General features: G+C 63.7%; 7 protein-coding genes and 1 tRNA gene. 7 read left to right on the forward strand and 1 reads right to left on the reverse strand.

The window, feature by feature from the left end; translation table 11 throughout:
- Positions 1 to 2,375: DNA mismatch repair protein MutS (gene mutS / locus ACTHNE_RS16750; protein ID WP_440269836.1), on the reverse strand; the 2,375-nt coding region annotated here is incomplete at its 3' end.
- A gap of 68 nt (positions 2,376 to 2,443) precedes the next feature.
- Here mutS and ACTHNE_RS16755 point away from each other — a divergent pair.
- The 7 genes from ACTHNE_RS16755 (at position 2,444) to ACTHNE_RS16785 (ending at position 8,650) form a co-directional block, all read left to right on the forward strand.
- Positions 2,444 to 2,953, forward strand: a complete 510-nt coding sequence (locus ACTHNE_RS16755; RefSeq protein ID WP_440269837.1) for a CinA family protein — start codon at positions 2,444 to 2,446, stop codon at positions 2,951 to 2,953.
- A 129-nt stretch (positions 2,954 to 3,082) separates the two neighbouring features.
- Complete coding sequence (recA, locus tag ACTHNE_RS16760; RefSeq protein ID WP_324945159.1) at positions 3,083 to 4,117, forward strand: recombinase RecA; 1,035 nt, start codon at positions 3,083 to 3,085, stop codon at positions 4,115 to 4,117.
- A 17-nt stretch (positions 4,118 to 4,134) separates the two neighbouring features.
- Positions 4,135 to 4,749 carry a short chain dehydrogenase gene (locus tag ACTHNE_RS16765; protein ID WP_440269840.1) on the forward strand — a complete coding sequence of 205 codons (615 nt, stop codon included), beginning with the start codon at positions 4,135 to 4,137 and terminating at the stop codon, positions 4,747 to 4,749.
- A 46-nt stretch (positions 4,750 to 4,795) separates the two neighbouring features.
- Positions 4,796 to 5,293: a regulatory protein RecX gene (locus ACTHNE_RS16770; RefSeq protein WP_440269838.1), complete on the forward strand. Its 498-nt coding sequence runs from the start codon at positions 4,796 to 4,798 to the stop codon at positions 5,291 to 5,293.
- A 63-nt stretch (positions 5,294 to 5,356) separates the two neighbouring features.
- Positions 5,357 to 7,993 (forward strand): alanine--tRNA ligase, encoded by a 2,637-nt coding sequence (gene alaS / locus ACTHNE_RS16775; RefSeq protein ID WP_440269839.1) that lies wholly within the window; start codon positions 5,357 to 5,359, stop codon positions 7,991 to 7,993.
- 272 nt (positions 7,994 to 8,265) lie between these two features.
- Complete coding sequence (csrA, locus tag ACTHNE_RS16780; RefSeq protein ID WP_324945135.1) at positions 8,266 to 8,472, forward strand: carbon storage regulator CsrA; 207 nt, start codon at positions 8,266 to 8,268, stop codon at positions 8,470 to 8,472.
- A gap of 85 nt (positions 8,473 to 8,557) precedes the next feature.
- Positions 8,558 to 8,650, forward strand: a tRNA-Ser gene (locus tag ACTHNE_RS16785).
- Positions 8,651 to 8,753: the final 103 nt, after the last annotated feature.

Here is an 8,753-nt window from a genome sequence, read left to right on the forward strand (position 1 = left end):
CGCGCGTCGGCAATCACCGATTTGGGCAGGCCTGCCAGCGCGGCCACTTGCAAACCGAAGCTGCGATTGGCTGGGCCTTCCTTCACCGCGTGCATGAAAACCAATTGATCGCCGTATTCGACGGCGTCCAGATGCACGTTCGCAATGTTGGGATATTCGACGGCAAGTTCCGTCAGTTCGAAATAGTGCGTAGCGAACAAGGTGTAGGCCTTGCTGTTCGCCGCCAGGTGCACAGCGGCCGCGCGTGCGAGCGCCAAGCCGTCATAGGTGCTGGTGCCGCGTCCCACTTCATCCATCAGCACCAGGCTTTGCGGCGTGGCGTTGTGCAGGATGTTCGCCGTTTCGCTCATTTCCACCATGAAGGTGGACTGGCCGCGCGAAAGATCGTCGCCCGCGCCGATGCGCGTGAAGATGCGATCGATGGGGCCGATCACCGCGCGCGCCGCCGGCACGTAGCTGCCGATATGCGCGAGCAACACGATCAAGGCGTTCTGGCGCATGTAGGTGGATTTACCGCCCATGTTCGGACCGGTGATCACCAGCATGCGGCGGTGATCGTCCAGCACCAGGTCGTTCGGCTCGAACGGCTCCTCGCGCACTTTTTCCACGACGGGATGGCGGCCGCGTTCGATCAGCAGGCCGGGCTCATCCGAAAGTTCCGGCGCGCTCCAATCCAAGGCTTCGGCGCGTTCGGACAAAGTGCAAAGCACGTCGAGCTCGGCCATGGAAGCGGCGGCGTGCTTGAGCGGTTCGAGTTGCTCGGTGAGCGTGTCGAGCAGGGATTCATACAAGGCCCGTTCGCGCATCAGCGAACGCTCCTTGGCGGAAAGCACTTTGTCCTCGAAGGTTTTCAGCTCTTCGGTGATGTAGCGTTCGGCATTCTTGGTGGTCTGCCGGCGCGTGTAGTGCGTGGGCGCCTTGTCCGACTGCGCCTTGCTGATTTCTATGTAATAGCCGTGGACGCGGTTGTAGCCGACTTTCAGCGTGGGAATGCCGCTGGCGGATTTTTCGCGTTCTTCCAGTTCGACCAGGTATTGATCAGCGTGCGTGGCGAGGCGGCGCAGTTCGTCCAGTTCGGCATCGTAACCATCGGCGATGATGCCACCGTCGCGCAGCAGCACCGGCGGCTGTTCGACGATGTGGCGCTTCAGAAGATCCGCGGTGCCGGCGTGATCGCCGATGCCGTTGACCAGATCGTGCAACAGCGGGCTGTCCAGCGAGGCGATCGATTCGCGCAAGGCCGGTGCGGCCGACAAGCCATCGCGCAACGTCGATAGGTCTCGCGGACGGGCCGAGCGCAACGCGACGCGCGCGAGAATACGTTCCAGATCGCCGATGCCCCGCAGCTGTTCGCGCAAGGCTTCGTAACGCCGGGTTTCGATCAGCGCGCCGATCGCCTGGTGACGACGACGCAACGTGTCGCGCGAACGCAGCGGGCGGTTGAGCCAGCGACGCATCAGACGCGCGCCCATCGGTGTCACGGTTTCATCCAGCACGCCAAGCAAGGTGTGCTCGACCCTTCCGCTTGGGTGTGTATCCAGTTCCAGATTGCGGCGCGTGGCAGCATCCAGCGCGATCGTCTCGCTGGCGCTTTCCACGGCCATGCCGGAAAGATGCGGCAATGCGCTCTTCTGCGTTTCTTCCACGTAGCCGAGCAGGCAGCCGGCGGCGGCGATCGCAAGCGGTAAATTGTCGATGCCGAAACCGGAAAGATCGCGCGTACCGAAAAAACGGTTCAATTCACGCCGCGCCGCGTCGCTGTCGAAATGCCACGGTGGCCGCTTGCGCAGGCCGGGCAGGGCGCTGACCAGTTTTGGCCATGCAACATCTTCGCCCACCAGCGTTTCGGCCGGCTGCAGGCGCGCCAGTTCTGCGGCGAGCGCTTCGGCATTGGTGACTTCGCTGAGCAGAAAGCGTCCGCTGGAAAGATCCACCCATGCCAGACCGTATGCACCGTGCGCGCCGGCGGCGATGGATAGGAGCAGGTTGTCGCGGCGTTCTTCCAGCAACGCAGCATCCGTCACCGTGCCCGGCGTGACGATGCGCACCACCTTGCGTTCCACCGGTCCCTTTGCCAGCGCTGGATCGCCAATCTGCTCGCAGATCGCCACCGACTCGCCCAGCCGCACCAGCTTGGCCAGATAGTTTTCCACCGCGTGATACGGCACGCCGGCCATCGGAATCGGTTGTCCTGCCGATTGCCCACGCTGCGTAAGCGTGATGTCCAGCAAGCGCGCGGCCTTGCGGGCATCTTCGTAGAACAACTCGTAGAAATCGCCCATGCGGAAGAACAGCAGCACATCCGGATGCGCGGCCTTGGCCGCAAGGTATTGGCGCATCAAGGGGGTGTGCAGTGAAAGTTCGTCCTGATTCATGCGTTCTGGTCTTGGCGTCGTCGGGTGGAACGAGTACAACGGGAAATTCGCAAGTCGCGGAGTTTCGCATGGAGTTGTCGTCCGTTCCTACTGATGCCGAATTAAAGCTGCTGGCCACGCGCGTCGCTGCCGCGATGTTGCACTACCACTTGTCGTTGAGTTGCGCCGAGTCCTGCACCGGCGGTTGGATCGCCAAGACGCTCACCGACCTGCCAGGTAGCTCCGCCTGGTTCGAAGCGGGCGTGGTCAGCTACAGCAATCAAGCCAAAGTATCGCTACTGGGCGTGCGCAGGGAGACGCTGGAACGCACCGGCGCGGTCAGCGAAGACACGGCGCTGGAGATGGTATCCGGCGCGCTGGATCGCCTGAATGTGGATGTCGCCGTGGCCGTCACCGGCATCGCCGGCCCCACCGGCGGTACGCCGCAGAAACCGGTCGGTACGGTCTGGGTCGGCTGGCAGCGGCGCGACGGTGCCGCGCGTGCGAAGCTGTTCCATTTCCCAGGCGGCCGTGAGGCGGTGCGGCGGCAGACGGTGGCGGCGGCGCTCGAAGGCGTGCTGGAGACGCTGACGGATTGAGTAGAAATTGACCAGCTTTCCGGCTTGACCGATGTGGGATACTTCAAGCTCTATCCCGCATCCCAGCCCGTGAGACTCAGTCCGGGCATCATGACCGCCATGACCACGAACACGACCGGAACCAAGACGATGGATGACAACAAGCGCAAGGCGCTCGCTTCGGCCCTCGGCCAGATCGAGAAGCAATTCGGCAAGGGCGCGGTGATGCGCCTGGGCGACCGCACCGACGACAACATCGAAACCATCTCCACCGGTTCGCTGGGCCTGGATATCGCCCTGGGTGTCGGCGGCCTGCCGCGTGGCCGCGTCATCGAAATCTACGGTCCGGAATCCTCCGGCAAAACCACGCTCACCCTGCAGGTGATCGCCAACTGCCAGAAGAATGGCGGCACCGCGGCCTTCGTCGACGCCGAACATGCGCTGGACCCCACCTATGCGCAGAAGCTTGGCGTGAATGTGGAAGACCTGCTCGTCTCGCAGCCTGACACCGGTGAACAGGCCCTGGAAATCGCCGACATGCTGGTGCGTTCCGGCGCGGTGGACATCGTGGTGGTCGACTCGGTCGCCGCGCTCACGCCCAAGGCCGAAATCGAAGGCGAAATGGGCGATTCCCACGTGGGCCTGCACGCCCGCCTGATGAGCCAGGCGCTGCGCAAGCTCACCGCCAACATCAAGAAATCCAACTGTCTGGTGATCTTCATCAACCAGATCCGCATGAAGATCGGCGTGATGTTCGGCAGCCCCGAAACCACCACCGGCGGCAACGCGTTGAAGTTCTACGCATCGGTGCGCCTGGACATCCGCCGCATCGGCGCAGTGAAGAAGGGCGAGGAAGTCATCGGCTCGGAAACGCGCGTGAAGGTGGTGAAGAATAAAGTGGCGCCGCCGTTCCGCCAGGCCGAGTTCGAGATCCTCTACGGCGAAGGCACCTCGCGCGAGGGCGAGATCATCGAGCTGGGCGTAGCGCAGAACCTGATCGAGAAATCCGGCGCGTGGTACAGCTACAAGGGCGACCGCATCGGCCAGGGCAAGGAGAACGTACGCCAGTTCCTGCGCGACAACCCCAAGATCGCCGATGAAGTCGACCGCGAGCTGCGCGCCCGCCTGCTGGTCGGCGGCAGCAGCACGCTGGCCGCTTCCGAAGAAGCCATGGAAGAAGCCTGATGCCGGGCGAGCGTCGCCTGCGCATCCTGCTGATTGGCGCCTCGGGCACGCTCGGACGCGCGGTTGAGGCGGAACTCGCGCCACGCCATGACATGATCGCTGCCGGACGCCATTCCGGCAGCATCCGCCTCGACCTCACCGATGTCAAAAGCATTCAGAGCGCCTTGCAACAGGCCGGCGAACTGGATGCCGTGATCAGCGCGGCCGGCAAGGTGACGTTCGCCCCGCTGGCGGATTTCAAGCCGGCACCCTACGGTGAATCGCTGCATACGCTGGGCATCGCTGACAAGCTGCTCGGGCAGGTGAATCTTGCGCTGGCTGCGCGCGATCACCTGCGCGACGGCGGTTCGATCACGCTTACCACCGGCATTCTTTCCGAGCAGCCGATCGTCGCAGGCAGTTCGGCCAGTCTGGTCAACGGTGCGGTGGAAGCCTTCGTGCGTGCGGCCGCCATCGAGCTACCTCGTGGGCTGCGCATCAACGTGGTGAGCCCCAACGTGCTGACTGAGGCGATGCCGGCGTATGCGCCATTCTTCCGCGGTTTCGAACCGGTGAGCGCCGCACGTGCGGCGCTGGCCTTCAGCCGCAGCGTGGAAGGTGCGCAGACAGGGCAGGTTTACAAGGTGTTCTGACGTCCCCGGCTCTCGGTCCTCAATCTAAGGAGAGAGTCGCACGAACATGAAGAAACGCGCCGACGATCCGCATGCCAAACCCAAGCCCAGCGCCTACAACAAGGCGCTGGGCCTGCTCGCCCGCCGCGAACACTCGCGCAAGGAACTGCGCCAGAAGCTCGATCGCAGCGGCTACGCCCGCGATGAAGCCAGCGAGGCGCTCGAACGCCTCGGCACCCAGCACTACCAGGACGATGACCGCTTCGCCGAAGCCCTGATCCGCAATCGCTTCGGCCAGGGCTACGGCCCCATGCGCCTGCGCGCGGAACTGAAAAGCCACGGCCTTCCGGATGCGCGCATCCGCAGCCTGCTCGACGCCGCCGATATCGACTGGGCCCAATCCGCCGCCGCCCAGCTACGCCGCCGCTACGGCGCCGGAGGCCCGGTAGACCCCGCCGAACGCGCGCGGCGTGCGCAATTCCTCTTGCGCCGCGGCTTTGCCGCCGCCACAGTACGGGATGTTACCCACGCCGAAGTGGACGATGCCTCCGACGAAAACCCCTGAACTTCGGGGCCGGTGGACGTCGTCGTTTCGCGTCCCTTTTTTTCGTCTTAAGCCCCGAACTCAATGAAAACCGCTGACATCCGTTCCGCTTTTCTCGATTACTTCCGCTCTAAGGATCACACCATCGTGCCATCCAGCTCGCTGGTGCCGGCCAACGACCCCACCTTGCTGTTCACCAACTCGGGCATGGTGCAGTTCAAGAACGTGTTCCTGGGCAGTGAGAAACTGCCGCATGCGCGCGTGGCCGACGTGCAACGCTGCCTGCGCGCCGGCGGCAAGCACAACGACCTCGATTCGGTGGGCTACACCGCGCGCCACCACACCTTCTTCGAGATGCTGGGCAACTGGTCCTTCGGTGATTACTTCAAGCGCGACGCGATCCATTACGCGTGGGAATTGCTGAGCGGCGTACTGAAGCTGCCGGCGGACAAGCTGTGGGTCACCGTCTATCACACCGATGACGAGGCCTACGACATTTGGCACAAGGAAATCGGCGTGCCGGCCGAACGCATCGTGCGCATCGGTGACAACAAGGGCGCGCCGTTCGCGTCCGACAACTTCTGGCAGATGGCCGATACCGGCCCTTGCGGCCCCTGTTCGGAAATCTTCTACGACCATGGCCCCGACGTCGCCGGCGGCCCGCCCGGCTCGCCCGATGAGGATGGCGACCGCTACATCGAGATCTGGAACCTGGTGTTCATGCAGTTCGACCGCGCGCCGGATGGCACGTTGTCGCCACTGCCGGCGCCGTGCGTGGATACCGGCATGGGGCTGGAACGCCTCGCCGCGGTACTGCAGCACGTGCATTCCAATTATGAGATCGATCTGTTCCAGCATCTGATCAAAGTGGCGTCCGAGCTGACCAAGACGCCGGACCTGGGCAACAAATCCCTGCGCGTGATCGCCGATCACATCCGTGCCTGCTCCTTCCTGATCGTGGACGGCGTGCTGCCTTCCAACGAAGGCCGCGGCTACGTGCTGCGCCGGATCATCCGCCGTGCGCTTCGCCACGGCTGGATGCTCGGCGTGCGCGGCGATTTTTTCTGGAAAATGGTGCAGCCGCTGGTCGAGGAAATGGGTAGTGCCTATCCGGTACTGGCCGGAAATCAGCGGTTGGTGGAGGAGGCGCTGCGCGCCGAAGAACAACGCTTCGGCGAAACGTTGGAGCACGGCATGCGTGTGTTCGATGAGATCGCCGCCAAGTCGAGTAAGACGATCGCCGGTGAAGACGCGTTTCGCCTGTACGACACGTACGGCTTCCCGGTCGATCTCACCGCCGACATCGCCCGCGAGCGCGGCCTCAGCGTGGACATGGCCGGCTTCGAGCAATCCATGGAGCAGCAGCGCGAACGCGCCCGCGCCGCCAGCCGTTTCGAAGCCAAGGGCCAGATGCCGGCGGAACTGGCCAGCCAGCTCGCGCCCACGGTTTTCCTGGGTTACGAAGCCCTCGCCAGCCGCGCCAGCAAAGTGGTCGGCATCGTGCAGGCGGGCAAGCAGGTCGGCCAGCTCGCGGAAGGCGAAGAAGGCCTGGTCATTCTCGATCAAACGCCGTTCTACGCCGAATCCGGCGGCCAGGTAGGCGACACCGGCGCGCTGTCGAACGGCGCTGGGCGTTTCGACGTCGGCGACACCATCAAGATGGGCGGCGTGTTCTTCGGCCATGCGGGCCGCTGGCATGGCTCGCAGCCCTTGCGCACCGGCGATGTAATCGATGCCGCCGTCGACGCCTCGCGCCGGCAAGCCACCGTGCTCAATCACTCGGCCACGCATCTGCTGCACGCCGCGTTGCGCAAGGTACTGGGCACCCACGTCACGCAGAAAGGTTCGCTGGTCGCGCCCGATCGCCTGCGTTTCGACTTTTCGCATTTCAAGCCGGTCAGCCGCGAGGAACTGGCGAAGGTTGAAGCGCTGGTGAACGACGAGGTGCGCCGCAACGTGGAAGCCGAAGTGCGCCACATGGCCTACGACGACGCCATCGAATTCGGCGCCATGGCCTTGTTCGGCGAGAAGTACGGCGATGAAGTGCGCGTGTTGAAAATGGGCGAATTTTCCACCGAATTGTGCGGCGGCACGCACGTGAGCCGTACCGGCGACATCGGCCTGTTCAAGATCGTCAGCGAGGCCGGCGTGGCTTCCGGCGTGCGTCGTATCGAAGCGGTGACCGGCGCCGGCGCGCTGGCCTACGTGGCCGAGGAAGAGCGCCGACTGGGTGAGCTGTCGCAACTGCTTTCCACCAGCGGCGACGAGGTGGCGGAAAAGCTCAAGCAACTGCTCGATCGCCAGAAAAAGCTGGAGCGCGAACTGGAATCGCTACGCGCCAAAGCGGCCGGCTCGATGACCGGCGACCTTGCCCAGACCGCGCAGGAGATCGCCGGCATCAAGGTCGTCGCAGCGCGCCTGGAAGGCCTGGACGCCAAGGCATTGCGTGACGGTGTCGACCAGCTCAAACAACAGCTCAACGATTGCGTGGTGGTGTTGGCTGGCGCCACCGACGGGCGCGTTTCGCTGGTGGCCGGCGTCAACGGCAAAGCGGCAGGCCGCATCAAGGCCGGGGATATCGTGGCGCACGTGGCCGGTCAGATCGATGGAAAGGGCGGCGGTCGCCCGGATATGGCGCAAGGCGGTGGCGTGGACAAACCACAATTGCCTGACGTTCTGGCAGGTACAGTGGCCTGGATCGGTACGCAGCTGAAAAGTTGATGCGCCGCGTATGGACCACGCGTCAAGATTGTGTGTAGATTGCACGCAACGCCGGGGCTCGGCTAGTATCGATCAGATATCGGTGTCGCTGGTTGCGGTGGCGCTGAAGGTGGCACCAGATACCTAAAAGGCATCTTGGTGTTTGGAGCCGGGGAAGGCGGTAAGGCCTTTGACGGACGTTAACGTCAGCTCTGCGTTGTGACTGTGCTCAGGGGTGAGGCAAGAACATGCAGACGGGCCTGTAACCACAAGCATTAAATGGAGTAACAGCTATGTTGATTCTGACCCGCAGGGTCGGCGAAACCCTGATGATCGGCGACGAGGTGACCGTTACCGTTCTCGGCGTTAAAGGCAACCAGGTTCGCATCGGCATCAATGCGCCGAAGAACGTGGCCGTGCACCGCGAAGAGATCTACCAACGCATCAAGGGCGAGAGCGAAAACGGCGGCGGCCAGACCGGCGAATCGGGCGGACGCTGATATTCCCTCTTTACCTCACGGGCATCGGCCGGTATCCTTGCCGGCTCCCGTGGCCTCCCTTTGACGTCGCGGGGGAACAAAACATGGAGAGATGCCCGAGAGGCCGAAGGGGCTCCCCTGCTAAGGGAGTATAGGGTCAAAAGCCTTATCGAGGGTTCGAATCCCTCTCTCTCCGCCAGACATGCAAAGACGCCCCGCAAGGGGCGTTTTGCGTTTCCGGGAGTGCGCCGCGATGCCCTGCGCAGGCGGGCTTCGCGGTCCGACGTGCCTGCGCCTGGGCC

Origin of the sequence: Dyella sp., assembly GCF_051954575.1 — a bacterium.
Taxonomy (GTDB): domain Bacteria; phylum Pseudomonadota; class Gammaproteobacteria; order Xanthomonadales; family Rhodanobacteraceae; genus Dyella_B.